Annotated in this window: 24 protein-coding genes; 11 read left to right on the top strand and 13 right to left on the bottom strand. The window is 67.9% G+C overall.

Going from position 1 to position 24,362, the window contains the following annotated elements:
* Nucleotides 1-8: 8 nt before the first annotated feature.
* Genes allB through ACZ9GM_RS10920 form a run of 4 tightly spaced genes read right to left on the bottom strand, consistent with a single transcriptional unit; the run spans nt 9 to nt 5,293 of the window.
* Nucleotides 9-1,571 carry an allantoinase AllB gene (gene allB / locus ACZ9GM_RS10935; protein ID WP_476037833.1) on the bottom strand — a complete coding sequence of 521 codons (1,563 nt, stop codon included), beginning with the start codon at nt 1,569-1,571 and terminating at the stop codon, nt 9-11.
* An 18-nt stretch (nt 1,572-1,589) separates the two neighbouring features.
* On the bottom strand, nt 1,590-2,945 hold the full coding sequence (locus ACZ9GM_RS10930) for a DUF6986 family protein (RefSeq protein ID WP_476037832.1): 1,356 nt from the start codon (nt 2,943-2,945) through the stop codon (nt 1,590-1,592).
* Nucleotides 2,946-2,954: 9 nt separating this feature from the next.
* A complete protein-coding gene (locus ACZ9GM_RS10925; RefSeq protein WP_291474465.1) occupies nt 2,955-4,460 on the bottom strand; it encodes an NCS1 family nucleobase:cation symporter-1 in 1,506 nt (501 codons plus the stop codon).
* Nucleotides 4,457-5,293 carry an aspartate/glutamate racemase family protein gene (locus tag ACZ9GM_RS10920; RefSeq protein ID WP_476038350.1) on the bottom strand — a complete coding sequence of 279 codons (837 nt, stop codon included), beginning with the start codon at nt 5,291-5,293 and terminating at the stop codon, nt 4,457-4,459. Before ACZ9GM_RS10920 ends, ACZ9GM_RS10925 begins: the two co-directional genes overlap by 4 nt.
* Nucleotides 5,294-5,548: 255 nt before the next feature.
* Here ACZ9GM_RS10920 and ACZ9GM_RS10915 point away from each other — a divergent pair, with 255 nt between their 5' ends.
* Nucleotides 5,549-7,060, top strand: coding sequence for an MFS transporter (locus tag ACZ9GM_RS10915; protein WP_476037831.1), 1,512 nt, complete (start codon nt 5,549-5,551; stop codon nt 7,058-7,060).
* The gene (locus ACZ9GM_RS10910; protein WP_291474463.1) at nt 7,047-7,589 is read left to right on the top strand and encodes a TetR/AcrR family transcriptional regulator; all 543 of its coding nucleotides are present in this window, start codon (nt 7,047-7,049) and stop codon (nt 7,587-7,589) included. Before ACZ9GM_RS10915 ends, ACZ9GM_RS10910 begins: the two co-directional genes overlap by 14 nt.
* On the opposite strand, the gene ACZ9GM_RS10905 is transcribed toward ACZ9GM_RS10910, so the two are convergent.
* Both ACZ9GM_RS10905 and ACZ9GM_RS10900 read right to left on the bottom strand, forming a co-directional pair.
* On the bottom strand, nt 7,586-8,299 hold the full coding sequence (locus ACZ9GM_RS10905; RefSeq protein WP_476037830.1) for an aspartate/glutamate racemase family protein: 714 nt from the start codon (nt 8,297-8,299) through the stop codon (nt 7,586-7,588). The genes ACZ9GM_RS10910 and ACZ9GM_RS10905 overlap by 4 nt on opposite strands.
* Nucleotides 8,296-9,672 carry a YibE/F family protein gene (locus ACZ9GM_RS10900; RefSeq protein ID WP_476037829.1) on the bottom strand — a complete coding sequence of 459 codons (1,377 nt, stop codon included), beginning with the start codon at nt 9,670-9,672 and terminating at the stop codon, nt 8,296-8,298. Before ACZ9GM_RS10900 ends, ACZ9GM_RS10905 begins: the two co-directional genes overlap by 4 nt.
* A 201-nt stretch (nt 9,673-9,873) precedes the next feature.
* Here ACZ9GM_RS10900 and ACZ9GM_RS10895 point away from each other — a divergent pair, with 201 nt between their 5' ends.
* Complete coding sequence (locus ACZ9GM_RS10895; RefSeq protein ID WP_476037828.1) at nt 9,874-11,223, top strand: hypothetical protein; 1,350 nt, start codon at nt 9,874-9,876, stop codon at nt 11,221-11,223.
* A gap of 377 nt (nt 11,224-11,600) precedes the next feature.
* On the top strand, nt 11,601-13,172 hold the full coding sequence (locus ACZ9GM_RS10890; RefSeq protein ID WP_476037827.1) for an ABC-F family ATP-binding cassette domain-containing protein: 1,572 nt from the start codon (nt 11,601-11,603) through the stop codon (nt 13,170-13,172).
* Between the two features lie 383 nt (nt 13,173-13,555).
* On the opposite strand, the gene ACZ9GM_RS10885 is transcribed toward ACZ9GM_RS10890, so the two are convergent.
* Nucleotides 13,556-14,293, bottom strand: coding sequence for a TetR/AcrR family transcriptional regulator (locus ACZ9GM_RS10885; RefSeq protein WP_476037826.1), 738 nt, complete (start codon nt 14,291-14,293; stop codon nt 13,556-13,558).
* Between the two features lie 132 nt (nt 14,294-14,425).
* On the opposite strand from ACZ9GM_RS10885, the gene ACZ9GM_RS10880 reads away from it, so the two are divergent.
* The 3 genes from ACZ9GM_RS10880 to ACZ9GM_RS10870 are packed head-to-tail and all read left to right on the top strand — an operon-like array spanning nt 14,426 to nt 16,078.
* Nucleotides 14,426-15,391, top strand: a complete 966-nt coding sequence (locus ACZ9GM_RS10880) for an NAD-dependent epimerase/dehydratase family protein (protein ID WP_476037825.1) — start codon at nt 14,426-14,428, stop codon at nt 15,389-15,391.
* A 34-nt stretch (nt 15,392-15,425) separates the two neighbouring features.
* Entirely contained in the window at nt 15,426-15,911 is a 486-nt protein-coding gene (locus tag ACZ9GM_RS10875; RefSeq protein ID WP_291474456.1) for a hypothetical protein, read from the top strand.
* Nucleotides 15,911-16,078, top strand: coding sequence for a hypothetical protein (locus ACZ9GM_RS10870; RefSeq protein ID WP_291474455.1), 168 nt, complete (start codon nt 15,911-15,913; stop codon nt 16,076-16,078). The genes ACZ9GM_RS10875 and ACZ9GM_RS10870 overlap by 1 nt, the downstream gene beginning before the upstream one ends.
* 69 nt (nt 16,079-16,147) lie before the next feature.
* Here ACZ9GM_RS10870 and ACZ9GM_RS10865 read toward each other — a convergent pair whose 3' ends face one another.
* The 5 genes from ACZ9GM_RS10865 to ACZ9GM_RS10845 all read right to left on the bottom strand — a co-directional run bounded on the left by ACZ9GM_RS10865 (nt 16,148) and on the right by ACZ9GM_RS10845 (nt 20,166).
* A complete protein-coding gene (locus ACZ9GM_RS10865; protein WP_476037824.1) occupies nt 16,148-16,318 on the bottom strand; it encodes a hypothetical protein in 171 nt (56 codons plus the stop codon).
* A 173-nt stretch (nt 16,319-16,491) separates the two neighbouring features.
* The gene (locus ACZ9GM_RS10860) at nt 16,492-17,241 is read right to left on the bottom strand and encodes a class I SAM-dependent methyltransferase (protein ID WP_476037823.1); all 750 of its coding nucleotides are present in this window, start codon (nt 17,239-17,241) and stop codon (nt 16,492-16,494) included.
* Nucleotides 17,238-18,053: an ABC transporter ATP-binding protein gene (locus ACZ9GM_RS10855; RefSeq protein ID WP_312775769.1), complete on the bottom strand. Its 816-nt coding sequence runs from the start codon at nt 18,051-18,053 to the stop codon at nt 17,238-17,240. The genes ACZ9GM_RS10860 and ACZ9GM_RS10855 overlap by 4 nt, the downstream gene beginning before the upstream one ends.
* On the bottom strand, nt 18,050-19,057 hold the full coding sequence (locus ACZ9GM_RS10850; RefSeq protein WP_476037822.1) for an ABC transporter substrate-binding protein: 1,008 nt from the start codon (nt 19,055-19,057) through the stop codon (nt 18,050-18,052). The genes ACZ9GM_RS10855 and ACZ9GM_RS10850 overlap by 4 nt, the downstream gene beginning before the upstream one ends.
* Complete coding sequence (locus ACZ9GM_RS10845) at nt 19,054-20,166, bottom strand: FecCD family ABC transporter permease (RefSeq protein ID WP_476038349.1); 1,113 nt, start codon at nt 20,164-20,166, stop codon at nt 19,054-19,056. Before ACZ9GM_RS10845 ends, ACZ9GM_RS10850 begins: the two co-directional genes overlap by 4 nt.
* A 169-nt stretch (nt 20,167-20,335) precedes the next feature.
* Between ACZ9GM_RS10845 and ACZ9GM_RS10840 the strand changes: the two genes are divergently transcribed.
* Nucleotides 20,336-21,298 (top strand): hypothetical protein, encoded by a 963-nt coding sequence (locus ACZ9GM_RS10840; RefSeq protein WP_476037821.1) that lies wholly within the window; start codon nt 20,336-20,338, stop codon nt 21,296-21,298.
* A gap of 73 nt (nt 21,299-21,371) precedes the next feature.
* Here the strand turns inward: ACZ9GM_RS10840 and ACZ9GM_RS10835 are convergent, their stop codons facing one another.
* Nucleotides 21,372-21,647 carry a Rid family hydrolase gene (locus ACZ9GM_RS10835; protein WP_476037820.1) on the bottom strand — a complete coding sequence of 92 codons (276 nt, stop codon included), beginning with the start codon at nt 21,645-21,647 and terminating at the stop codon, nt 21,372-21,374.
* A 171-nt stretch (nt 21,648-21,818) separates the two neighbouring features.
* On the opposite strand from ACZ9GM_RS10835, the gene ACZ9GM_RS10830 reads away from it, so the two are divergent.
* From ACZ9GM_RS10830 to ACZ9GM_RS10820, 3 genes are all read left to right on the top strand, one after another.
* Nucleotides 21,819-22,829 (top strand): MsnO8 family LLM class oxidoreductase, encoded by a 1,011-nt coding sequence (locus tag ACZ9GM_RS10830; RefSeq protein ID WP_476037819.1) that lies wholly within the window; start codon nt 21,819-21,821, stop codon nt 22,827-22,829.
* A gap of 119 nt (nt 22,830-22,948) precedes the next feature.
* Entirely contained in the window at nt 22,949-23,362 is a 414-nt protein-coding gene (locus ACZ9GM_RS10825; RefSeq protein ID WP_291474447.1) for an ArsR/SmtB family transcription factor, read from the top strand.
* Nucleotides 23,359-24,360: a calcium/sodium antiporter gene (locus tag ACZ9GM_RS10820; protein WP_291474446.1), complete on the top strand. Its 1,002-nt coding sequence runs from the start codon at nt 23,359-23,361 to the stop codon at nt 24,358-24,360. The genes ACZ9GM_RS10825 and ACZ9GM_RS10820 overlap by 4 nt, the downstream gene beginning before the upstream one ends.
* The last annotated feature ends 2 nt before the right edge of the window (nt 24,361-24,362 follow it).

Below are 24,362 nucleotides of genomic sequence, written 5' to 3'. Positions count from 1 at the left end.
AGTGACGGCTACGGTCGGAGGGTGAAAGGCCGGACGTCGGCGGGGAATACCGCCAGGTCGCCGGGTTCGCCGGCGGCGGCAGGCGTCCGGGGGGTGGTGGGGCGGACGTAGACTGTCTCGCCACCGATGTAACTGCGGGTCACCACACCGGCCAGTGCCCGCTGGGCGTAGGCGGTGACCTTGTTGCGCTGGTTGAGGTTCTCCGGCAGGACGACGAAGGCGTCGTCCGCGCTGACCTGCACCAGGTCGGCGCGACGTCCGACCTGGATCGCACCACGGTCGGACAGGCCGGCCCACTCGGCGGGGTTCTGGCACATCCAGCGGACCACGTCGGTGATCCCGAGGCCGCGCAGCCGGGCCTGGGACCAGACGACGGGCAGGCCCAGCTCGACGGCGCCGATGCCGCCCCAGGCGGTCCCGAAGGAACCACCGGAACCACGGTGGTCGGCGCCACCGGCACCGAGGTCGTTGCCCTTGGCGGCCAGCGCGGCGAAGGCGGTGAGCTCGTTGTTCTCGTGGGCGGACGCCTGGGCCTCGGCGACCTCGGCGAAGCGCTTCAGCTCGGCGGTGCAGGGGGAGTGGTCGGAGACGACGGTGCCGATGACGCCGTCGACGAGGCCCTTCCACAGCCGTTCCCGGTTGCCGGCGGTCCGGATCGGCGGGCAGCATTTGTACTGCGTCGCGCCGTTCTGGATCTCCTCGCTGAACAGGGAGAGGTAGTGCGGGCAGGTCTCCGCGGTGATCCGCACACCGCGCTCCTGGGCGGCGGAGATCTGGTCGATCGAGCCGGAGTCCGACAGGTGCAGGATGTGCGCCCGGCAGCCGGTCTCCTCGGCGGCGGCGATGACGGTGGCGACGGCCTTCGCCTCCGAGGCCGACGGGCGGGACGCCAGGAAGCTGTCGAAAGTCTCGTCGATCCCACCGGCGGAGTCTACGTGCGCGGTGGCTTCGTCGATGAGCTCGCCGTCCTCGGCATGGACGATGAGCAGCCCGTCGAACTCGGCGATCTCGGCCATGGCCTGGTGCAGCTGTTCGGTGCTCAGCGGCGCGAACTCGTCGACACCGGAGTGCAGCAGGAAGCACTTGAAGCCGAAGACACCGCGGTCCCACAGGGCCTTCAGATCACCGGTTCCGAGGTTCTCCGGCACGGCTCCGCCCCAGAAACCGACGTTGACCTTCACCTTCTCTTTCGCCACGGCCTGCTTGGTGTCGAGGGCGTCGACGGTGACGGTGGAGGGGATGGAGTTCAGCGGCATGTCGAGCAGGGTGGTGACACCGCCGGACGCCGCGGCACGCGTGACGGAGGTGAAGCCCTCCCACTCGGTGCGTCCCGGCTCGTTGACATGGACGTGGGTGTCCACAAGCCCCGGGATGAGGACCTGGTCGGAGGGGACGTCGATGATCTCGGCGTCATGCCCGGCGTGGATGTCGGAGGTCAGTCCCGGGGTGACGGAGATGATGGTCTCGCCGTCGATGACGACCGTGACGGGGCCGAGAACGGGGCGGGTGCCGGTCTCGGCGTCCTCCGGGAGGTAGACGGCCTGTTCAGCGCGGAAGATTCGGGTGCTCATGATGCCTTTCTACTGTGTCTACAGTCGTCCGGTGACCTGCAGGGTGCGCAGGTCCTCGGTGGAGACGCCGGTGGTGGCCAGTTCTTCGTCGGTGACCGCACCGCACGCGTGGGCGCGCAGCAGGTAGCCGGACATCGCCTTGGCGGTGGCGGGTTCGTCCATCCAGCGGGTCTCGTCGCCGGCGACGTAGTCGCGCAGTCGCTCGGCGCTGACCTCCCAGGATGCCCGGAAGTAGGCGATCGTCGCCAGGTGTCGGGTGACGAGTTGGTGTGCGTGCAGGTCCCAGCCCTGACGGACCGCCCGGCGCAGGTGACGGGTGACCAGGCGGTGATGGATCCGCCAGCCGTCGAGGATCTGCGCCGGAGAGCCGACCGGGATGCGGTTGGTGGAGCCGTCGGACAGCTCCACGCCCACCGCGGTGGTCGCGACCTGGAGGACGTCCTTGGCGTGGTCGGCGACCGGGTGCTCCATGGACTGCTCGGCGGCGTCCACCCCGAGGGAGGCGGAGTAGTCGTAGGTGCCGTAGTGCAGTGACAGGATGCGCCCCCGCCCGGCGGCGAGAATGCGTGCCGGCTCGGCCTCACCTCTGACGCCGACGATGGCCTGCGGGGTCTCCACCTGCACCTCGAAGGGTATCCGGGTCGTTTCGGGAACGCCGAAGGTCTCCTCCAGCTGCTCCAGGATCTCGACGAAGGTCTCGACCTGGCTGTGGTGCTGGACCTTCGGCAGGGTCAGGCGCAGGGCACGGGGATCGTTCGCCAGGACCTTATTCAGGACGCCGCGTCGGGCCAGCCCGGACAGGACGATCACCAGGGTCCGCAGGCCACGGTCACGGACGGCCGGGTCGAAGGACCTGAAGCGGATCCCGGCGAAGGCGGGGGCGTGGCGGGGGTGACCGCCGTCAGCGTCGGCGTCGAGCCAGTCGGCGAGGATGTCCGCGGCCTCGGTGGCCCGGGCGTCCTCGTCAGCGTCCCTGTCCTCGAGCGGGACGCCACGCTGGGTGAAGCCGTCCTCGAAGTCGATCCGGAGGTCTTCGACGGGTTCGCGCTCCAGCTTGGCGACGGTGAGCGCGCCGATGGTGGCGGAATTTCGCGCAGGGACGCCCAGCTCGAGGGCCAGATCGGCGGCGGAGCCGTAGGCCTCCAGGGCTGCGCGGGCTGCGTCGCCCCAGGTCCGGGCGATCTGCGGGTCGCGCTTCTCCCCGGTCATGAGGTGGGCGGGGACGTACACGGTGTGCACGGGCTGGCGCCAGGTCACCGGGTTCGCCCACGGGCCACGCACCAGGTCATCGGTGGCAGCCAGGCGTGCGTCGGCGTGGCGTCCCAGTGCGGCGCACAGGGCGCCGGGGTCAGGGGCAGAGTTCGCAGAGGTCACGCAGACAGTTTAGTCCAGGATGCGAACCGTGTTCCGGGAGGCCTCGGCAGCCGTCGCGGCGTCGCGCATGATCACCGAGGGGCGGACGTTCTCCAGCAGGATGACGAGCACACCGGCGAGAATCGCGCCGATGAACCAGGTGTAGGTGGCGGCGTCCTCGAACGCGGGGACGACCACGATGACGATGCCCACGACCGCGGCCACGCAGATCGCGATGACCGAGTTCACGTTGAAGCCCCTGGAGTACCAGTAGGCGCCCGAGGGGGAGGAGTCGAACAGGGCCGGGAGGTTCAGGTCGCCGCGGTTGATGACGTAGAAGTACGCGATGAGGACACCGAATACCGGCCCGATGAACGCGGCGAGCGTGTCGAGTGTGTAGTGGATGGTGTCCGGGGAGTTGTAGAGGTTCCACGGGGTGAGGAAGATCGAACCGACTGCGGCGATCATGCCGCCCATGCGCCAGGAGATCATCCTGGGGGCGACGGTCGAGAAGTCGAAGGCCGGGGCGATGAAGTTGGCCACGATGTTGATACCCACGGTGGCGATGAGCAGGGTCAGTGCGCCGAAGGCGATGGCGTAGGTGTTGTCCAGCTCGGCGATGGTGTCCACCGGGTCGGTGATCATCCGGCCGTAGACCGGGACAGTCGCGGAGGCGGTGAGCACCACCATGATCGAAAAGACCAGGAAGTTCAGCGGAAGACCGAGGAAGTTGCCGATCTTCACCGCCTTCTGCGACTTCCCGTACCGGGAGATGTCGCCGAAGTTCAGCATCGGACCGGAGAAGTAGCTCACTGTGGTGGCGACGGCGGCGCAGAAGGTGGAGAAGACGGCGAAGCCGGTGAGCTGGTGGTCGGAGAGGTTGAGGTTGACGTTGTCCCAACCGGCCTCGCTGACCAGGTAGATCGCCAGGACCGCCATGACGATGTAGACGGCGGGACCACAGAAGTCGATGAACTTTCGGATGGACTCCATGCCGCGCCAGAAGACCAGCGCCTGGACGACCCAGAGAATCGCGAAGGCGATGTAGCCGAGGACGGACAGCCCGAGGAAGCCGTGGAGATCCTTGTCCGCCCACTCCGCCCAGTCCGGCTGCAGCTTCACCATGAGGATCACCAGCGCGTGGGACGCCAGGTAGGTCTGGATGCCGTACCAGGCCACCGCGATACAGCCACGGATCAGAGCGGGGATCTTCGCGCCCTGGATACCGAAAGCGGCACGGCAGACCACGGCGAAGGGGGTACCGGAGCGCTGCGAGGGCAGGGAGACGAGGTTACAGGCGAAGTAGACGATGAAGATGCCGACCAGGAGGGCGAGGAGGACCTGCCAGGAGGTCAGTCCCATGGCGAACAGGGCGCCGGCGGTGGTGTACCCGCCGACGGAGTGCACGTCGGACATCCAGAAGGCGAAGATGTTGTAGGCGCCCCACTTCTGTTCCTTCAGCGGGGCGATGTCGTCGTTGATCAGCTGAGGATCGGCACCCTCCGGGTACACGACCTCGTCTTTCATGCCGCTCATGGGAGCTCCGTTTCTGCACTGTCGGCACTGTCGGCACTGCCGGCACTGTCGGCACTGTCTGCACTGTCGGCGACGTGGGCGCCGGAAGAGATTTCGAGATCCTCGAAGCCGGACAGCTTCTTGGGGGAGCGGGCGGCGTAGGTGCCGACCCGCGAGGTGGTGAGCCCCTGCCGGACCAGAGACTCGGCGATGCCGACCGCTGCGGTGACACCGTCGACGACCGGTGCACCGAGTTCGGTGCTGAGTTCCGGTGCGCGGCCGGCCATGCCGCCGCAGCCCAGGCAGACGGCTTCTGCGCCGTCGGCCAGAGCCTCGCGGGCGAGGTCGAGGATGAGCCCGTCGGTGCGTGCGGCGTCTTCCTCGAGTTCGAGGACGCCGAGGCCGGTGCCCTTGACGGAGACACAACGGTCGTGGACCCCGGCGAGCTCGAGGCGTCCCCGGATCATCGGAACCGTGCGGTCGAGAGTGGTGACGACGGCGTAGCGGTCACCGACGGCCATCGCGGCGATGGCGGCGGCCTCGGTGATGTCGACGACCGGCACGTCGACGAGTTCCTGGAGTGCCTCGCGACCCTCGTCGCCGTACCCGGCGATGATCCAGGCGTCGATGGCCGGCGTATCCAGGGTGATCGGGGCGGTGTGGCGCCGGTGGACGGCGGTGATCACGCCGACCTGGGACAGGGCGGCCTCGACATGGGTTTCCACGGAGTCGGGTCCGATGGTGGGGGTGACACCGACGATGGTCGTATCGGGGGCGGCGACGGCGGTCGCGGCATCCACGATGGTCTGCGTCATGGTGACGCTGGTGTTGACGTTGACGATGCCGAGGGTGATGCCGGTGCGTGCGGTAGCGCTCAAGATTCAGGGCTCCAGTGGTGGGTGACGGGGACGAGTTGCTTGTTCGACCGGAGTGACTCTACGCCGGTGAATGTTTCCTGTGGAAGCATCTCTGTTTCGATTCAGTAAATCGCCACGAAGAACAATGGTCGTCGCCCTGGGGCGGTCCGGGACTGTGGCGTGGATTACGTTGCCGGGTCATGTCCTGACCTTGATAACTGCACCGAACGTGCGGTACAGTTACGCACTGTTATGAGTACTACCTTGAATGCCCGGGACCGCATGGCCACGACCTCGTCCCTGTCGCCCGCCAGGCGATGGGGATTCCTCGTGCTGCTCAGCCTCGGCCTCTTCCTTGTCGGCGCCGACAACTCGATCCTCTACACCGCACTGCCGGAGCTTCGGGCCCAACTGCACACCACCGACCTTGAGGGTCTGTGGATCATCAACGCCTACCCGCTGGTCCTCTGCGGCCTGCTCCTCGGCACCGGCACGCTCGGCGACCGGATCGGACACCGCCTGATGTTCACCATCGGTGTCACCACCTTCGGCATCGGTTCTCTGCTCGCCGCCCTCGCCCCGAATGCCGGGTACCTCATCGGTGCCCGCGCCGTCCTCGGTGTCGCCGCCGCGACGATGATGCCCGCCACCCTGGCGCTGATCAGCCAGATCTTCCCCGATGAGCGTGAACGCAGTACCGCCATCGGCATCTGGGTGTCCGTCGCCGTCGTCGGCTCCGCCTCGGGCCCGGTGCTCGGCGGTCTGCTGCTGGAGCACTACTCCTGGCACTCCGTCTTCCTCATCAATGTTCCGGTCGCCGCGGTCGCACTGATCGGCACGCTGCTCTTCGCCCCGCCTAATATGCCGAACCGCGACCGGAAGTGGGACTTCGCGTCCTCCCTGTGCGCGATGTTCGCGATGGTCGGCATGGTCATGGGCATCAAGGAGCTGGCGAACCCGGACCGCAGCATGATCCTCTTCGTCCTGGCGATCGTGGTCGGCTGCATCGGTGTAGCGGCGTTCCGTCACCGCCAGCGCATCCTGGTCTCCGACGGGCGGGAGCCGCTGCTGGAGTTCAGCATCTTCCGCAACCGGATGTTCACCGGCGGCACCCTGGCCGCCGTGCTGGCCATGTTCGTCATGGCAGGTGCGGAGATGATGACCACGCAGCGCTACCAGACCTCCGGCGGATTCAGCCCGCTCGAGGCCGGTCTGCTCGTCGCGGCCGCCGCGCTCCCGGCGATCCCGGCGTCCGTCTTCGGTGGCGCCTACCTGCACAAGGTCGGTTTCCGGACGCTGATCAGCGGTGGCTTCCTCGTCATCGCCGCTGGACTGGGTGTAGGTATGTGGGCCTTCCAGCACGCCCCGTTGTGGGTCTTCGTGCTCTGCTTCGTGGCGATCGGCACGGGTGCGGGCATGGTCATGTCCGTCTCCTCGACGGCGATCATCGGGTCTGCGCCGCGGTCGAAGGCGGGCATGGCGTCCTCCATCGAAGAGGTCTCCTATGAGTTCGGGACGCTGGTCTCCGTTTCGATCCTCGGTAGTCTGATGCCCATGTTCTACACGCTCATGGCTCCGGAGTCGGTCTCGCACGACGTGGACCTGGGCGTGAATGATCCGGTGTTCGGGGTGGACGCAGCTGCCGCCTACGACTCCGCCTACCTGTACATCCTGGCCATCACCTGCGGCGTGGCGCTGCTCGCCGCGGTGCTGACCGCCCGGTGCTTCACCGGGAACCCGAAGGGCACCGTTGCGCACCAGTAAGAGGGACCTCATCCTTGACACCGCTGTCAGCCTCATCGGGGACGCCGGCCTCGACGCGGTGACCTACGAGTCACTGGCGGACGCCGCGGGTTTCTCCAAGTCGGGCATCGTCTACCACTTCCCGTCGCGCCGGGACCTGCTCGTCGGGATCCACCGGTACCTCGCCGCGGAGTGGGAGAAGGACCTGGTTGCCGCGGCCGGGGGCCCGGCGTCCGAGGTGGACGCGGCGACGCGGCTGCGGGCGGTGGTGCGGACGATGTCGCACTCCGCCACGCGGGCGGAACTCCTGGTTCAGCTCGACGTGGTCGCGGATCCCGAGTTCGCGGAGATCTGGGACGAGGTGGACAGGCGGTGGATGCCCTCGACCGCGGAGCTTACCGCGGACGGCGAGGAGGGGGAACTCGCCCGGATGGCGTACCTGGTGCAGATCGCCGCGGACGGGCTGTGGGTCCACGATCATGTGCACCGGACACTGACGATGGGACAGCGCGAGGCACTGACGTCGACGCTGCTGGGGCTGATCCCCTAAGCCTCAGGGCTACCGACGGCGGCGTCCACCAGGGCCCGGGTGTGGATCGCGACCGTGTCGAGGCAGGGGACCGGGGAGACGGAGTCGTTGAGCACCATCGGCAGTTCCGTGCAGCCGAGCACGACCTGGTCGATGCCCTCAGCGCGGTGGACCCGGTCGATGATCCCCACGAACCTCCCGCGGGTCTCGTCGGTGACGACGCCGAGTTCCAGCTCGGTGGCGATCCGGTGCTGGATCTCGTCGATCTCCGGGGCGTCCGGCAGGATGACCTCGACGCCGGCGTCGGCGAAGGGGCGGGTGAAGAAGCCGTTGGTCTCCGGGGACATGGTGAACCCGGTGCCGAGCAGCAGCACTTTGCCGGCCCCGCGGGCGACGGCCTCGTCGCGCACGGCGTCCACCGCGGAGACCAGGGGGACAGGGGACGCCTCGACAAGCCGGTCGAAGACGATGTGCGGGGTGATCGCGGTGAGGCTGGCGACCTCCGAACCGGCGGCGGCCAGCGCCTCGAACCCCGCGGAAAGATAGGCGGTGAGACCGTCGAGGTCGCCGGCGCTGCAGTAGCGGAAGACCTCGAAGACGCTCAGAGACTCGACAGTGAGCTGCGGGAGGGTGTCATCGCCGAGTCTGGCCTGCACGCCCTCGCAGATCGCGCGGTAGTAGAGGAGTGTCGATTCCGGGCCGGTGCCGCCGATGATGCCGAGTTTGGTCATGCCTCCGTTCGTACCACGTCCGGCTCAGCCCTGGACTTCTTCACGCTCGTCGTCACCGCGGCGATCGCGGTGGTCAGCGGGACCGCGGCGACGAGGGCCAGGGAACCGGTCGCGGAGCGGAGGATCTCGGTGGCCATGATGTCCGAGGTGAGGATGTGGGTCAGTGACCGTCCGGAGACACTGAGCAGCACCAGCAGCGGCAGTGCGGCACCGGCGTAGGAGAGCACCAGGGTGTAGACCGTGGAAGCCAGATGGTCGCGTCCCACCCGCATCGCGGTGGTGAACAGCTTCCACCGACTGGCGTCCGGGTTCGCCGCCTGCAGCTCACTGATCGTGGACGCCTGCGCCACCGTCACATCGTTGAGCACACCGAGTGTGCCGAGGATGAACCCGGCCAACAGCAGGCCCGTGACCTGCACCCCGGGCAGATACAGCAGGATCTGGAAGTTGTTCTCGTCGGCCAGCCCACGCAGTTCCGAGGTGTCGATGGCCAGTGCTGCCAGACCGGTGCCGAAGAGCATGGCGACCAGCGTGCCGCCCAACGAGGACGCCGTCTTCCAGTTCATCCCGTGCACCAGGAACAGCACCAGGTAGAGCACCGCCGCACAGGCCGTGATCGCCAGCATCACCGGGTTGCCACCGCGCGCCAGCGCCGGCAGCAGGAAGAAGCCGATGACCGAGAGCGTGATCGCCAGGCCGAGAATCGCCCGCACGCCGCGCCACGCACCGACCAGGCAGATGGCGAGGATGGTGACAGCCAGCCAGATCCACAGTGGCGTCCCACGCTGGAAGTCCTGGAAGGCGTAGGAGCGGTTGCCGTCCGCGTCGGTGGTGGTGGCCAGCAGCACCTTGTCCCCGACGTTCACGTCGGCGTCCTCATCGTTGTTCAGGGACGCCAGCAGCGTGCGGCGTCCTTCGTCAGGACCGTCGGTGATGTCGACGATAAGCTGGTCACAGGGGTCCGCGCCGACGGCCTCGGAGGTGGGGGCGGAGTCGAAGACCCTGCCGATCTGGGCCGAGGCACACGAACCGGTGGTCTCCATGGCGACGGTGCCCTCGGAGACCTCCTGGGCCAGATTCGAGGTTTCGTGGAAACCGTCGGAGGTGACGGCCTTGCCGTGCGGCCACTGCAGCGTCACGGCGATAACCGTGGCGATCGCCCCCAGGAACAGGAAGGACGCCAGGATGACGCGCGACGGCGTCCAGGTGATCTTGCGCGGGTCGGAGATCCACGGGCCCGTGTCATGGGAGTGACTGTGGCCGTGGGAGTGGAGCTCCTTCGACGGCTGCGCGTGGTTGTGCGCGTGGTCGTGCGCGTGGTCGTGTACAGAGTCGTGCTCGGGGTGTTCTTCCGGGGCTGCGTGGCGTCCCACTGTGGTGGTGCCTTTCTGTCGGCGGACGGCGTCCCGGGCAGGCGGAACGGACCTGCCCAGTCTGCCACGACCGGGCAGGGGTGACCTCCCGGCTGCCCCGTCTGGAGGGTGCCCTCAGAAACGTAGGCGAAGATAGGTAGAGTCGCGAACCGAATGACGTTCCAACCATGCTCACCACAGACACTCAAGGAGACAGTCACGATGGCAGATCAACAACCGTGGGGTGGGGTACCGCAGAACGAGGGGCCGGCCGGACAGCAGGGGCAGAACCAGTACGGCCAGCACGCGCAGCAGGCAGCGTCGCAGCAGAAGGGGGCCGGGCTCGCCGCGCTGCGTCCGTTCTTCACTCCGCTGTACGTCGCCGGTGCCTCCGGCGTGCTCTTCCTGCTCACCCTGCTGACCTACTGGCTGGGCTGGAAGAAGTTCAGCGAAGACGGCGGCAAGGCGACCATCAACGGATTCGGCATCCAGAAGGCCACGTATGAGGGCGAGTCGACGCGGAACCTGGTGACGGGCTTCTACTTCCTCGGCCTGTTCGTGCTGTTGCTCATCGTCGTCGCCGCGGTGCTGGCACTGACGACGGCGTACCGGAAGATCGCCGCACTGTGCCTGACCGTCGCCGGTGGCATCGGTGTGCTCTACTCGTTCATCAGCCTGTTCACGGACTTCGGCATGGACCGGAACTTCATGGGCATGAGCGCAGGCCCGGACGGTGACTCCATCGACTGGAACCTGAGTTTCGGCATCTTCCTTGCACTGGTCGTCGGTCTGGTGACCCTGGCCTTCGGCGTCCTCTACTTCCTGACGGCCCAGGAACCGCTGCTCCCCGCTGCTGCGCCGACGGCACCGGCCACCGGGCTGGCGGCGGTGCTGCGTCCGGTCTACGTCGCAGGTGCGAGCGTCGTCCTGTTCCTGCTGCTCGTGCTCAGCTACATCCTCGAGTGGCGTTCCGCCGGCGACGCGAACAACGACCTGGCCGTCAACGGTCTCGGACGCCGCTCCGTGGAGTACTCGGGCTACGGGGAGTCCGCTACCGCCGGCGATCTCAGCCTGCTCCCCCTGTTCGCCGCCACACTCACCTTCGCTCTTATCCTCCTCGGTGCGCTGGTCCTCAGTGCGACCGTCTGGAAGAAGACCGGTGGTCTGCTCATTGCCGCAGGTGCGGTACTCGCCCTGCTCACCTCATTCGTCGGCCTGGTCTCCGACTACGGCCTGTTCCGTGACCTGGGCGGCGAGAAGCTCGACGGTGGCTCCGCCTCTGTCGGCGTCTTCCTCGCCATCTTCTTCAGCCTGGTGCTGCTCGTCGTGTCGGTGCTGTACCTGCTGGTGGACTTCGGCATTCTCGGCGCGGCCCTGCCGCAGCAGCAGTTCGGCCAGCAGTTCGGCCAGCAGTTCGGCCAGGCCACGCAGGGCCAGCCGGGCCAGCCGGGCCAGCCGGGCCAGCCGCAGTGGAACCAGTACGGCCAGGTCCCGCAGCAGCCGCAGGATCAGGGCCAGCAGTACCCGCCGCAGAACCCCGGTCAGATCCCGCCCGCCGAGGGCCGCTGGTAGTCCCCGAGGTCGCCGGCATCTGCAACTGCACAGTGGCAGCTGGTCCTGTCGGCTCGGAGGGGAAAAGTGACAGAAGCAGATGCCGGCCTGCAGAAAGGGATGCCGCGAAAGAGCCTGGCGTCCTGCGCCGTGGGACTGCTAGAGTGACGGTCATGTTCGCAGGCACTTACACGGGTACCGCCTCCCTGAAGCTCCGCACCCGCCGCTGACGGCGGGGAGCGTTTCCGGGCACACAGCACAGAATTGTTCTCCGCCGTCTTCCGGCCCACATCAACACCGTGGAGCCGGGCGGCGGCTTCGTGCTGCCCGCAGTACGTGACCGGTCATCGTCACCGCACCCTGCTCAGCCCGGCTCCGGAAGACATCTGGAGACCACCATGTCCCGTACCCCTCATCTGTCCGCGTCCTCCCTCGGCGTCACCGTCGCCGACCGGACGCTGTTCACCGATCTCACCGCCACGATCTCCGCAGGTGACCGCCTGCTCATCGTCGGCGAGAACGGAACGGGCAAGACCACCCTCCTGCACACCCTCGCCGGTGTCCGCACTCCGGACGCCGGGGAGGTGCGCTGCACCGGCAGCCTCACCCTGGTCCGCCAGGGGATGGATGCCACCGGCACCGTCGGCGATCTTGTCGCGGACGCCACCGCCGCGTCCGACGCCGCCCTGGCTGACCTCGACCACGCATTGACCAGTGGAGATCTCGGCGACGGCTACGCCGACGCCCTCGACCGCGCCACCATGCTCGACGCCTGGGACACCCACCGGCGCGTCGACATCGCCCTGGCCGGGCTGGACGCCTGCACCGACCGGACCAGACCGTTGGTCGAACTCTCCCACGGTCAGCGCTACCGGGTGCGCCTGGCCTGTGCCCTGGCCTCCCGATCGGACACCCTGCTGCTCGACGAACCGACCAACCACCTGGATGCCACAGCGTTGAGCTTCCTCACCGACCAGTTGACGTCATGGTCCGGTGGGCTGGGCGTGGTCACCCATGACCGCGCACTGTTGCGTGACCTCTCCGCTGACGGACGGGCGACCTTCCTCGACCTCGACCCGACCGCGGACGGCACACCACTGCTGGTCACCGGCACCTATGACGCGTGGATGGAGCGTCGTCGGACGGATCGGGAGCGATGGGAGCAGGAGTACGCCGCGCAGGTCGCCGAGCATCGGCGTCTCGAGTCTGCGGTGGCTGATGCGCGTGCCCGGCTCACCGACAACTGGCGTCCGCCGAAAGGCCACTTCAAGCACAAGCGTGCGACGCGGGCCGACGGTGTGGTCCAGACCCTGCACCGGCGGGAGAAGGAACTGGCGTCCCATGCCGTGGAGATCCCCGAACCTCCGCTGGAACTGCGGTGGCCGCGAGCGTCCGTGGCATCCGGGAAGACGTTGCTGACCTGTAACGGTGTTGCTGTCGCCGGGCGGCTGGAACCGGTGACACTCGACCTGTCCGGTGGGGAGCATGTGCTGCTCACCGGGCCGAACGGTGCGGGCAAGCCAACTCTCGTGGACGTCATCGAAGGCATTGCGGAACCCACCAGCGGGTCGGTGCACGTCCACGACGGGGTGCGGGTCGGCGTCCTCACCCAGCATGAGCCGGTCTGGCAGCAGCCGGATCTGGCGGCTGCGGAGGTCTACGCCCGGTATGCGGCACGTTTCGACGGGGCGCCGGGGCTCGCGTCGCTCGGCCTGCTGGACCGGGCGGCGCGGTCGACTCCGGCAGGACGCCTCTCCCAGGGCCAGCAACGCCGACTCCACCTCTCGATGGTCCTGTCGGAGCGTCCTGACCTGCTGATCCTCGATGAGCCGACGAACCATCTCTCGGCGGTGCTCGTGGACGCGGTGACTGCGGCGGTGAAGGGCACGGAGGCGGGCGTCATCGTGGTGACCCATGACCGGCAGATGCTGCGGGATCTGGGGGAGTGGACGCGGGTCGAGCTGGGGTGACGGTGGTGCTGTTTCAGATCAGACGGCATGGCAGGACAGGCATTGCAGCAGTGCCGGTGTGAGGGTAACGCCGCTGACGAAGCCGCCTCTTTGCGGAAGGGTTGGAAGTGGGCCGCAGCACTACTCGCCGTAGGTGAGGCCCGCGGCTCGCGCTATGTCGGGGGCTTCTTCACGCCTCGTCCCCACAGGCTCTGAGTTTGTTGGTCACAGTGCAGGTAGTTATGCGCCATGATCGACAGATCTCTGTCGCCTCTGCCAGAAGAAACTCCTCGCTTACCCGCAGTGGTCGTGGCTCACCGACGTGTTCCGTACCTGGTACGCCAGACCCCTCTCCGCCGACGACGGGGTGCAGGAACGCTGGCGCATGGTCCTCGATGAGGCTGTCAGCCCAGTCCGAAGTGACAGGTGGTGTCCGCGATCCACCGGTCGAGCAGTTCCCCACCCAGGGCGGTGAGTTCCGGCCCCAGCTGCCCGAAGATCTCGGCGCTGATGAGGCCGATGAGGCTGCTCCACGCCAGGACGCCGTCCGCGGCGGTCCGGGGGGACGCGACGACGCCGAGCTCCTCCGTTCCCTCGGCGAGCACCTGTGTCAGCTCCGGGGAGGGGGCGGGCCTGTCACCGGCCGGTGTTCCCGACCCGGCGCCGTCGGCGAGGATGCCGAGGAAGACCCCCATCACGCGGGTGCCGGGGATGGTGGTGGTGTCCGCCGGGGCAGCGTAGCCGGGGACCGGGGTGCCGTAGATCAGGGCCCAGCGTGACGGGTTCGCGACCGCCCAACGACGGATCGCGTGGACCATGGTCGGCAGGGGCCGGGTGGTGCTGCCTGAGCTGCCGGTGTTGTCTGCGTTGCTGCCGGTGCTGTCGGCGAGTGCGGCATCCACCCGGTCGGCGAGGTCTGTGTAGGCGTCCACGACGAGGAGGGTGAGTAGCTCTTCGCGGCTGCTGACGTGCCGGTACACCGCGGAGGATGCCACGCCGAGACCCCGTGCGATCTCGCGGACGGACAGCGCGGCCGCGCCCCGGGTCTCCAGCTGTTCCCGCCCGAGGCGCAGGATGCCCTCGCGCATCTCGGCGCGGGCCTGTGCGTGGGTGCGGCGGGGTCTGGGGGTTCCGGGGCTCATGGGATGCCATTGTCGCATGTCGTTGAGGGCGGAACCAAGAAAGTGAGCACTGCTCTTGCTTATTGGACGGGAAGGACCTACCGTGAGAGGGCGCATTAAGAGAGCACTGCTCGCGAAATGAAGGAGAGAGCCATGCGGTACCTCGTCACCGGCGCCGGACAGATCGGCACCCAACTCACCCGTGACCTGGTGGCGGCCGGCCACCACGTCACCGTCATCCGCCGTGGGACCGATGCCCCCGACGGGGCAGACCTCATGCGCGGCGACGCCGGCGACCGTGACCTGCTCCGCCGCGCCGTCACCGGTGGATCGGGCAGTGGACCGGCCGCCGAACCCGTCGCAGGGGTCTTCCACTGCATCCACACCAGCTACGACGCCCGCGCCTGGGCCACCGATCTGCCGGACCGGGAGCAGGCGGTGATGGACGTCGCCGCGGAAGCCGGTGTTCCCGTCGTCTTCCCCGAATCCGTCTACGCCTTCGGAACAGTGGCGCAGGATCTCGATGACGGCACCGTGGAGGGGGCGGTCAGGGGAAATGTGGAACCGGCGTCCCCGCTCGGTGAGATCCGGGTGAACCTGCTCGCGGCCCGTGCGGCACATCCCGCACGTACCCTGTCCGTCGTCGCCGCCGACCTCATCGGCCCGACCGCCGACCCGGCGTCCTCCGCGTTCCACCTGCTCGTGTTGGGTCCCGCCGCGGCGGGGAAGCGGGTGTGGATGCTCGGCGACCCCGATGTGCCGCGGTCGGTGACCTGGATCCCCGACCTCACCTCGGCGATGGCTGCCGCGGCGGAGCATGCGGACGAACTGGCTCCCGGGGGCACCGCCGTCCTCCTCGCGCCCACTGCCCTGACCATGACCCCGCGGCAGATGGCCGAGGCGGTCGCCCCGGACGGTCACGCCCGGGTCCACCACATCCCCTGGTGGGTCCTCCGAGGTGCGGGAGTGTTCTCGCCGATGATGCGGGAACTGCGGCGGCAACGCTATCTGTGGGACGCCCCGGCGGTCCTACGCCCCGGACTTCTCGAGAAGAGGTACGGACTGCGACCCACCCCGCAGAAGGATGTCCTCACCCGTTCCCACTGGTCACACAGTTAGGACACCGGCCGCTGACGCTGCTAACTTGGAGGCCATGTCCACCACCAGCCAGGTCGCCGCGAACCAGGGCGTTACGGGCGCCACCGCCCCGTCGCCCGACACCGCTGCGTCGACCCCACAGGCTACGCCGGCCACGACGGCGAAGCCGCTGAGCCGCGCTGACCGTTTCATGTACCGCATGCTGCGGATCCGCCCGGAACAGATCGACAAGATCGACATGGAGGCCATCGCCGGTGCCCACCGGGCGTTCCGCTGGGCGATCGTGGTCTCCGCGATCCGCTGCACGATCAGCTACGTGATCATCCCGATCCTCATTCCGGTGCTCAGCGTCATGGGCTCCCTGGCCGCCCCGATCACCATCGCCCTGTGCGTGGTCGCACTGGTCAACGGCTGGCTCGGCGTCCGCCGGTTCTGGGTCACCGACCACCGCGGCAAATGGGGGTACACCTGGTTCATGGCGCTGATCTACGTGATCAGCATCGTGACCATCGTCCACGAGATTGTGAAGGTCGTGTCCTGATGAAGAACGACGAAGCCACCGACTACGAGACCGCCCTGCAGGAGCAGCAGGACCTCGAGGCCCAGCAGCCGGAGATCCCGCACTCCTCCAACGCCGACGTGGTCACGCTGGTCCTCGGCGCGATCATGATCATCGGTCTCGTCGTCTGCATGACGATCTACATGTGACGGTCAGTTCTTCCGCTTGAACCTCACCGATGACCAGGTCTCCGACAGGGAGATATTGCCGCTGAGGGTCTAACCGAAGTCCTCGGCGCGGGCCCAGATGCTGTCCCGGTCGATGCCGTCGACCACCGTGACCCCGTCCGGCAACGGATCCAGCAGTCCACGCTGTGCGGGGCTGCAGGGGCCCAGAAGAAGTTCGGTGTTCGGCTTGATCCGGAGTTTTTCGGCGGTGGTGCGGACCATGGCGGCGTCCTTTGTCACGGTGGCCCCGGCCTTGTTGTCAGGGTATCCACGTTACCGGGTGGGGCTGTCCGCAGCACGCACCCTGAGGTCGCTCGCGAGGGGGTCTGAACGACCTGACGCTGCGCGACGCCGACATCCCGGAAAGACGACCATGGTCCCCGACGGACGCCCGATCAGCTGGCCGTCACCACGAAGTGGGGCCTGGACTCGTGCCCCGGCGCCACCCCGAAACGCCGGTCCAGTTCCGCGACCTGCGGCAATGACTGCACAGTGACATCGGTGAATCCCGCGACCCGGAACACCTCGGCGAAGTCGTCCATGGAAGCTGCCGTACCCAGCGGCAGTTCCCCGAGCGTCGCCGGATCATAGGTGCGGGCGAAGGCGTCCTCCCCGTCTGCGGACGGAACCTTCATCGCGGGGTCCACACCGTGCGGGAACCAGGTGGCGTCCACCGCGACGACCGATCCACCGGGGCGCAGCAGCGTCCGCCACGCCTTGGCTGCGGCAACCGGATCGGGGAGCGTCCACAGCACATAACGGTTGACGACGGCATCGAGAGATGACGCGGGGAGGCCGGGGGAGTGGGCATCGCCGTTCAGAACGCACAGCTCAGGGTGTGCGGCGTGGGCGGCGGCGACCATGCCAGGGGAGTGGTCCACACCGGTGACGTGGTGGCCTGCGTCCGTCAGGAGCGACGCCAGGTAACCCGATCCGGTGCCGACGTCGAGGATGTCGAGGGCTCCGGCCTTGTCCACGCCACAGTCTTCCAGCGAGGTGGTGAACACCGACGTCCACAGTTCACGGTCGATCGCGGCACGTGCCCCGGAGACCTGGTGAGCGTGGTACTCGACGGCGCGTCCGGACCAGTAGGTGTCCAGCCTGTCCTGTAGCGAGGTGGTCGTGACGGATGTGGCGGTGGTCATGAGGACACCTCGTCCCTCTCCCGGGCATGCGGTTGACCCGGTGTGGTCCGGGCGGACCGGGGGAAGACCAGGGTGATCTCACCGTCTACGTCGAGCCGTTTCACCGGCAGCCCGTACACCGGTTCCAGCACCTCCGGGGTGAGTACTTCGCCCGGTGTCCCGGTCGCGACGATCCGTCCGTGATCCAGGACCACGAGCCGGTCGCAGTACCGGGCGGCGAGGTTCAGGTCGTGGAGCACCACCACAGATCCGGGTAACCCGACGACGAGTTCCAGAACGTCGTGCTGGTAGCGGATGTCCAGGTGATTCGTCGGCTCATCGAGCAGCACATGGCGGGCCTGCTGGACAAGCGCCCGGGCGATGAGAGCCCGCTGCCGCTCGCCGCCGGACAGCTCTGACAGGTCCCTGCGGGCCAGGGCCGTCATCCCCACCGCGTCCAATGAGTCTTCGACGATCTCCCGGTCCCGCTCACCCGAGCGGGATCCGAAGCTCTGGTGCGGCAGTCGGCCGAGCATCGCCAGCTCAGCGACAGTCATCGGCATGCCGGCGGACGCCGCGTCCCTCTCCTGGGCGACGACCGCCACGGTGCGGGCGATCTCCCGTCGTCGCACCTGCGTCAGGTCCTCCCCGTCGAGCAGGACGCGGCCGGCAGCGAGGGACGCGGACCCGTACAGGGCGCGTAACAGGGTGGTCTTTCCGGAGCCGTTCGGGCCGACGAGTCCGAGAGCCCCGGAGTCCGGCACGGTCAGGGACACCCCGTCGACCGCAGTTGAGGATCCGAACTGGACCTGGACGTTCTCCGCGGTGATCATTGACCGGCCCGGCTGTCCGCCGTGCCCGAGGCGTCCGGGAGGTCCCGGAGGTACCCGTCAACCTGCTCCAGACCGTCGATGGCCAGCGGAGTCGGTGGTTCGGCGTAGTTCAGCAGCAGCGGCAGGACCTGGCCACGCTGCCCGGCGGAGGTGCGGTCCATGCCCGGGAGCCCGGTCACGGCGTCCACGATCCCGTCGGCGGAACCGTCGGAGTAGAGGGCGAGCACCACGTCAGGGTTACGGTCGACGATGTCCTCGGCGGTGACCTCGAAGACCCGGTCGGACTGGTCGGCGTAGACGTTCTCCGCCCCCGCGGCCTCCACCACAGGGGCGGCCATCGACCCTGTGCCGTAGGCGTAGGTCACCCCGCCTCCGACAGTCGGGTAGAGCACCGCGATGCGGTAGGGGGAGCCGTCAGGCTTCGTGGGGGTGGCGGCGTCCTCGATGGCCGCCAGGCGGTCCTGCAGGGCGGTGACATACTCCTCCGCCTCCGCGTCCCTGTCGAAGACGGTGCCGTAGAGCCTGATCTGGTCCCAGACATCGTCCCAGGTCACAGCGCCTTCCAGGGAACCGCAGAAAGCCGGTTCCTCGATCAGCGGGATATCCGAGCTGGCGAGGGTCTGCCGGTTGACGGTGTCCGTCTCACCGAGGACGAGGTCCGGACCGGTGGCGACGACCTCTTCCCGGGAGATCTGGAGATGGCCTGAGGCATCCGTCCTGTCGGTCAGGGAGGGGATGGCCGACAGGGCGTCGTTGGTGGCGTCATCGTAGTAGGCGGTGGGGTATCTTCCGGCCCGGTTCGTCACCCGGTCGAGGACACCCAGGTGCTGCAGCGTCGGCACGGGCGCTGATTTCAGCAGCGTGACATTCTCCGGCGGACCGTCGAGGTGGACGGTACCGCCGCAGTTGTCGACCTCTATGGCGGAGGCGCTGTCACCGGAGCTGCAGGACGCGAGGCCCACGGTGAGGCCGGCGGCGAGGGTGAGTGCGAGAGTCTTCTTCACTGGTCTGCTCCATGGTGCATACGTCGGACGAGGATAAGGAGGAACGGGGCGCCCACCAGGGCGGTGATGATGCCGATCGGGATCTCCTGCGGGGCGAGAAGGGTGCGGGAACCGATGTCCGCCCAGCACAGCAGGATCGCCCCGAGGAGGGCGGCCACCGGCAGGACGGCCCGGTGCGCACCACCGACCATCCGCCGGGCGAGATGCGGGACGACCAGCCCGACGAAACCGATCGAACCGGCCATCGCCACGACCGTGCCGACGAGCAGGCAGGACAGGATGAGCAACAGGATGCGCATCCGCTCCGGGTGGACGCCCAGGGTGAGTGCGGTCTCGTCGCCGGCTGTGAGGGCGTCGAGTCTCGGTCCGAGGACCATCAGGCACACCGCGACCATCAGAACCACGACAGCGACGACGACGAACGGCCCGGACCAGGACGCCAGGCCCAGCGAGCCGAGCAGCCAGAACATCACCGAACGGCTCGATTCGGCGGAGTCCGAGGCGAAGATCATGAAGCTGGTCAGCGCAGACAGGGCGTAACCGACAGCGACACCGGCCATGATCAGGCGGTTCGGGGTGAGGCGCCCGCCGGAGCGGGCTACGCCGAAGACCACGAAGGACGCCACGGTGGCGCCGAGAAAGGCGCTGGTCTGCAGGGCGTAGTCACCGAATCCTGCGCCGACACCGGTGAGTATCGCGGCGGCGGCACCGACGGAGGCGCCGGAGTTCACGCCGAGGATGTAGGGGTCGGCGAGGACGTTGCGGACGGTGGCCTGGAGGATCACCCCTGCAATGGCGAGTCCTGCGCCGACGAGCGCCCCGAGCACGGCGCGCGGTGCGCGGATCGTCCAGATGACGGCGTCGTGCCGGGCGAGGTCCGAGGTGGTGCTTGCGCCGCTTGTGCCACCGAGGTCAAGGCCGGTGCCGAAGAGGTGGTGGGAGAGGATGCGGGCGGAGTCTGCGGGAGAGACGTGGACGGAGCCGAAGCCGACGCTGAACACCACGCTGACCAGCAGCGCCGCGGCGAGCACGATGATCCAGGTGACGGTGCGCCTGGTGGATGCCGTGAAGCCGAGGGGGTCGGTGGTGGCGCCGGAATCCGCGGTCATGGCGTCGGGACTGGTCACGTCCTGTCGCCCGCGGTGGCGGAGCTCGGCGAAGATGGTCACCGCCCTGACGCTAGCCCTCGCGTCCGCTCAGTTGCACATTCAATCGACCGTTTGAATGAAGATTTTACCTGCCCGTAATGAAAAGAGGGTGTCTGACTATTGTGCCTGCGTGACGTTTCAGGAACAGAACAACAGTCCCGGTAATCCCTTCGCCGGAGCAGACTCCGGGCGACGTCCGACGACAGGGCAGTCGCGGCTGATCATCGCACTGCCCGTGGTGCTCATCGTCGTGGTGGCGACGGTCGGCGCCTGGTTGATCTGGGGCAGGGGAGAAGACGATGATTCGGCCACGGGTCCTGCCTCTGCGTCGACGTCCGCAGTGCAGGACACGGGGAGTGAGGAGCGGCCCGGGACTGACTCCGTCGCGCTGCTCGAGAACGCCGGCGTGCAGAGCGTGAACCCCGCCCCGGTGCCGGCGGCGGTCGAGGCCTGGGGTGACTACGTGAAGAACCGGTCCTGGAACGGGATGCTGCGCGTCTTTGAAGGTCAGGACGCGACACCCGTCACCGATGAGGATCATTCCCGGTTCCCGGCGTCAATGAACAACTGTGGGATCGCGATGTACCTCGTGACCTTCCGTTCGGTGAACGAGGACGTCCTGCTGGACGCTCAACTGCGCAACGCGGCGAACAACATCGACGCGAGTCTCACCCTGTCCGACGGATGGATCCTCACCACGAACTGCGACACCCCGCAGTTCCGGTTCAACAGTTCGACGGACATCAGCAACCTCGGGGATGTCGCCTACGAGGTCACCGAGTACCGGCAGTCATCGGTGGCGGCACCTGCGGTCGAGAGTGCGGAAGAACCTGCAGCGAGTGCAGCGGAACCGGCGGTGAGTGTGGGGGAACCGTACGTCGTGGAGTGTCTGCAGGGAGCCCCCGGGCCAGCTCAGTGGTTCGACGGCACCATGAGGTACGCGGAGGAATGCACGAACACGCCCGAAGCTCAGAGATCAATTCGTGCGGAAGGGCTGTGTGGAGGGCTCTATACGCCCGAAGATGTTTCCCGTGAGGAGTTCGAGGCCATCTGCAACCGTGCTCCGACCTATCCGCCGGAGGATGTGTCTTGACCTTGTGCGTAGCGTCCTGAGGTCGATTTCCTGCCGTTGCGCGACGGGAAACCTCCGGACGCCAGACCCAAGGTCAGGACGCCCCGGTGACAGCAGGCGCCCGGAACACCGCGTCGATCTGCACCTTGGCGCCGAGAGGGAGCGCAGCGACCTGGAGTGTGGTGCGCGCCGGGTACGGCGAGGTGAACCACTCGCCGTAGACCTCGTTGATCGCCGCGAAGTCGGCGTAGTCCGTGAGATACACGGTGGTGCGCACGGCGTCCTCCCGTCGGGTCCCGGTGCCGTCCAGCAGAACGCCGAGATTGGCGAGCATTGCGGAGCACTGCTCAGCGACATCCGCGGAGACCACGGCGCCGGACGCGACGTGCTACCCGATGATGCCGGCGGTGTGGACGAGCCCGTCGTGGGTGACGGCGTGCGAGAACGGTGCGGTCGACCGGTGGAGGTCAGGGCTGAAGAAGTGGTCCATGGGGTGCAAGGGTAACGGCACCGAACAGCCGACAGGGCCACACTGGAACCCATGAAGTACTCCCTCGTCGAACTCGCACCCGTCACGCCCGGACACACCAAGCACGAGGCCCTGACCCGCGCGCTGGACGCCGCCGTCGAGGCCGAGCAGCTCGGATACCACCGCATCTGGTTCGCTGAGCACCACAACGCCACCGGCTACGCGTCCCAGGTCCCGGAGCAGCTCATCGCCCTGGCCGCCGAGCGCACCGACCGTATCCGTGTCGGCTCTGGCGCGGTGCTGCTCAACCACTACAGCCCGTACTCCGTCGCCGAGCGTTTCCTGCAGCTTGAGGCACTTTTCCCCGGGCGCATCGACCTCGGCCTGGGGCGCGCGACCGGTGGCCCGGTGGCGGACGCCGCACTCCAGCGCGACCGGAGCTCGGCACGGCGAGACGACTACGGTGACCAGGTCCAGGAGATCCTCGCCTACTACCATCACGCCTTCGGCGAGAAGCACCCCTTCGCCACGCTCGACCCGACCCACGGCATCGACTCCGTCCCGGAGGTTTTCACCCTCGGCTCCTCCGGGAGCAGCGCGGGATTCGCCGGTCAGCTGGGCATCGGCTACGCCTTCGCCGGCTTCATCAACCCGCGTGCGGCGAAGGCGGCGCTGCGTGCCTACCGGGAGAACTTCACCGCCACACCCTTCGGCCCGGGGACGCCGCAGATCATCCTCGCGCTGAACATCGTCGCCGCGCCGACCGAGGAGGAGGCACTCACCCTGACCTGGCCGAACCGGGCGATGTGGGCGGACCTGCGCGCCGGGAGGCCCGGTCCGGTGCCGCTGCTGGCGGACGCCGGCGACCACCTCACCACCGAGGAGAAGGACGCACCGGCCCATGTCGAGGGTCTCATACTGCCGCAGTGTCTCGCCGGGACGCCGGACTCGCTGCGTGACCAACTGCGACCGTTCGTCGAGGAGTTCGGCATCACCGAGATCATGGTGCAGGACGCCCTGAATGACCCGGAGCTGCGCAGCCGCTCCCGCGCACTCATCGCCGAGGCGCTGGCGGACCTGTGAGCAGCCGCCCGCGCACACGATCATGACGTTTCGGGCATATGCGTTGTACGCAGGATGCGGATCCGTCACGATCGTGTACGGCACCGTCCCCTCGGCAGGTCCGGCTACACTACGGAGCCATGACCGGCGGCGACGGACAGTATCACGCGCAGGACGCTCACGCGCAGGACGCGCAGAGCGATGAGCTCACCCACCTGTGCACCCTGTCCGACGACTGGGCGGACACCTTCCGTCTGCTCGGTGACCCCACCCGCCTGCGGCTTCTCACGCTGCTGCACTACGAGGGGCCGGGGACGCTGAGCATGTCCGAGCTCGCGGACCGCGCCGGGGTGAAGACCGCCACCGCGTCCGCCGCGCTCAGGCTCCTGACCACCGCAGGGATCGTCACCGCGACCCGTGACGGCAGGATGATGCGCTACGCGCTGACGGATGAGCGCGTCCACCGGCTGCTGCACCATCTCGGCGGCACCCACTCGCACGACCACGCGCTCGACCACGACCACGACCGCGCTCACGGACACCACACCTCATGAGCTGGATACTTCTGATCCTCGGTTTCGCCGTCCTCGTCGTCGGCGGTGAACTCCTGGTCAGGGGCGCCACAGCGGTGTCGGTACGGATGGGGATCTCTCCCATGGTCGTCGGGCTGACCGTGGTGGCGATCGGCAGCAGCCTGCCGGAACTCGCCGTCGGGATCGACGCCGCCCTGCGTGGCAGTACCGGCCTGGTCACCGGCAATATCGTCGGCACGAATATCGTGAACCTGCTGCTGATCCTCGGCATCAGCGCGGCGATGCGTCCGATCCGTTCCGGACGCCAGACCATGCGGCTCGACCTGCCGGCCGTCGTCATCGTCGCCGCTCTGCTGCTCCTGCTCTCGCTCGGCGGGAGTCTGGGGCGTACGTCCGGCGTCCTCCTGCTGGTCGTCGGTGTGATCTACACCGGGTTGATCCTCTGGTACGTCCGGCAGCAGGCCCGACGTCCGGAGCCTGCAGCAGCCCCGGACAATGTGGTGGAGGCCGGCACGGACGCGGCCGCAGCCGCAGACACCGCAGGACGCCCCGGGTGGCTCAGCATTCTCCGCGACATCGCCTACCTGGTCGTCGGTATCGGGACCGTCATCCTCGGCGCGGACTGGCTGGTCACCGGCGCCATCGACATCGCCTCGGAACTCGGGGTCTCGGACACGCTCATCGGCCTGACTGTCGTGGCGATCGGTACCTCCGCCCCCGAACTGGTCACCTCGGTCGTGGCGACGATGCGTGGCCATGCGTCGATGGCGGTCGGCAATCTCATCGGTTCCAGTGTCTACAACATCGTCTTCATCCTGGGACTGACCGTGGTCATCTCCCCGGACGCCATCCCCGTGGAGTCCGTGGTCCTGCAGGTCGACATGCCGGTGATGCTCGGTGTGTCACTGCTGGTGGCGACGATGTTCCGCACCGGCCGCCGGGTGACCAGGCGTGAAGGGCTGCTGCTGGTGCTCAGCTACCTGGTGTACCTGTCCTACCTGGTCATGTTCCGGGTGTGAGG

The sequence above is a fragment of the Corynebacterium sp. UD i78 genome, assembly GCF_056280545.1.
Note: the sequence above shows the minus strand (reverse complement) of the source record. Positions and strands in the feature narration are given on the sequence as shown.